The sequence below is a fragment of the Serratia sp. X3 genome, from assembly GCF_014982455.1.
In the GTDB taxonomy this organism is placed as follows: Bacteria; Pseudomonadota; Gammaproteobacteria; order Enterobacterales; family Enterobacteriaceae; genus Serratia; species Serratia ureilytica.
This window is the reverse complement of the sequence record NZ_JADCNB010000021.1, coordinates 1-2110: the sequence shown is the minus strand read 5'-3', so window position 1 is coordinate 2110 and position 2110 is coordinate 1. Positions and strand designations below refer to the sequence as shown.

Here is a 2110-nt window from a genome sequence, read left to right as displayed (position 1 = left end):
TCCTCCCGCCATTTGCAGGGTTAATGAGCCCTATGTGGAAATAAATCATGGCGTTCTGGCGCCGGCCAAGATTAATGGTCATTCCGCTTATGCTGATTTTCACATTACATGTTCTTCACAAATGTCGGTTATTGTAGGGTCGCAGGCAAAGGTCAATTCGGTGACGCTGTCTTCGTCCAATGGCGGTAAGTTACGCAGCGATCTCACGATTAATGAAAGTAAGTTGGGTGATGGCGTTAAGGTTGTTGCTTCGACGTCGCCAACCCGTTTAAGGCTTTCTTCAACTTTAAGCAATTACGATGCTCAGTCGGTAGGAGAGTTCTCTGGCAGTTTGCCGGTTATTATTTCCATTCCTTAATTTTTATTAGGATGGATGCAGAGGATATATGGGAAGCAGGAGATTCAATGAAGGTGCTTCTGCTAACCGCCATGTATGCATTTGAATAATTTCCATAAGATCAAAGACTGTTCTGCCTGGTTGCTTTTTCTGATTTTTATAATTTAAGAGGAAATGCAAGGAGCTTGCTGATTATGATTAACATTGCCCTGCTGGGAAAGGATGCTTTTATTTCTCAGGGACTGATATTCTTTCTGGTGGAATATTTTTGCGGCAAGAATAAACGAGTGCAGTTTGTTAATCAAAGTCGCCTGGACAGCGCCGACATTATTTTTTACGACGCTAGCCGGCCTATGGCCCGTTTGATTGGTGAGGCGCAGCGTGCAGGCATGAAAGATTGCATCGTTTTTTCACTGTGTGAGGGGATAAATAGCCTGGCGACGTGGCGGCTGGGACGACTGCAGAAAACGCTGCCCAAGCGCGGCGATCTGCAGCAGCTGCGTTTTTATTTAGATGCATTATGGCATGAACGAGAAATATCTGGTTCGGACGGGGAGGCGTTTTCCGAGGAGGGGACGCTGACGGTGCGGCAGCAGCAGATTATGCGGCTGCTCTCCAAAGGCGTCAGCCCCGCGGATATTTCAGTGCGTCTGAATATCAGCATTAAAACCGTCAGTTCCCACCGTGGGGCCGTGATGAAAAAGTTCGGTTTTAACCGCAAAGTTGAACTCTATAACTGGCTGATTTTGCGTGGCAATGAGCTGTAGGCACCATCATCGACAAGTACCTGTACCTCAATACCCGCACGCCGGGGCAGAGGTTTGAAATTCATCTGGCTGAATGCGATCTGAGCCTGGGTAAAACGGTGACGGTGACACGGTTGGGAACAGAAAGCGTGGCGCTGCCTGGCCTGCTGGCTCCTGCCGGCGGCAGTATAGCCAAGGGAATTGCTATCGGGTTGGAGACGCCGGCGGGCAAGGCGCTGCCGCTCAATCAGGGCGGTGATAAGCAGGGCCTGCAGGCCGGCGGCAATGCCCTGGCGTTGCAGGCCTATGTGCGCGGCGAACCGCAGGCGCTGGAGCGCAAGACGATTGGGCTCGGGGCGTTCAGCGCGGTGGCGACTTTTAGTCTGGCTTATGAGTAGGTTACAGATATGAAAATGGGAATAAAGATATTGGCGCTGTTTTTTGTGTTCTATTCTTCTGCGGCGTTTTCTTTGGCTTATGAAATGAAGGTACAGGGTGGGATAGGACTAAATGAATGGGGTAGCGTTACTCCGTGGACATATGATCGTTTGAGCATTGAATCATGGGATATTAATGATGATACACCTAATCCTATGTTAGAGGGCTCTTATTACGAGGCAAGAGATGATAACCTATATTTTACCTATAATGATGACTTCAATAATAACCAGATCCCTAGTAAACCCTCGTATACCGTTCCTGGAGCGAGGAAAGCAAAAACAATGGGGGAGTTGGGGCGGCTTTTTATAGCTCAAGGGTATCTTGGAAAGGAAATTACTGGTATTAGAACATCCCATTGGTACTGGCACTCTTGTTATAAGTTTGAATATTATAGTAAAAGAGCCGGCTCTTGGGGGTTTGCCAATACAATATGTATCTCTCCAGAGATTCCTCCCGCCATTTGCAGGGTTAATGAGCCCTATGTGGAAATAAATCATGGCGTTCTGGCGCCGGCCAAGATTAATGGTCATTCCGCTTATGCTGATTTTCACATTACATGTTCTTCACAAATGTCGGTTATTGTAGG

General features: G+C 47.9%; 3 protein-coding genes and 1 pseudogene. All 4 read left to right on the top strand.

Features of this window, described 5'->3' with window-relative positions; genetic code table 11:
• A partial coding sequence (locus tag IMX17_RS25095; protein WP_227414703.1) for a hypothetical protein occupies positions 1 to 358 on the top strand: 358 nt, incomplete at its 5' end.
• 173 nt (positions 359 to 531) lie between these two features.
• Positions 532 to 1104 (top strand): helix-turn-helix transcriptional regulator, encoded by a 573-nt coding sequence (locus IMX17_RS25090; protein WP_227414702.1) that lies wholly within the window; start codon positions 532 to 534, stop codon positions 1102 to 1104.
• A pseudogene (locus tag IMX17_RS25085) lies at positions 1104 to 1481 on the top strand (fimbrial protein); the annotation flags it as partial. The gene IMX17_RS25090 and the pseudogene IMX17_RS25085, both read left to right, overlap by 1 nt.
• A 9-nt stretch (positions 1482 to 1490) precedes the next feature.
• The coding region (locus tag IMX17_RS25080) for a hypothetical protein (protein WP_193550334.1) at positions 1491 to 2110 on the top strand (620 nt) is incomplete at its 3' end.

Bases quoted from the DNA above. Each gene is read 5' to 3' on its own strand.
- IMX17_RS25090 (WP_227414702.1), top strand. From the start codon at position 532: ATGATTAACATTGCCCTGCTGGGAAAGGATGCTTTTATTTCTCAGGGA.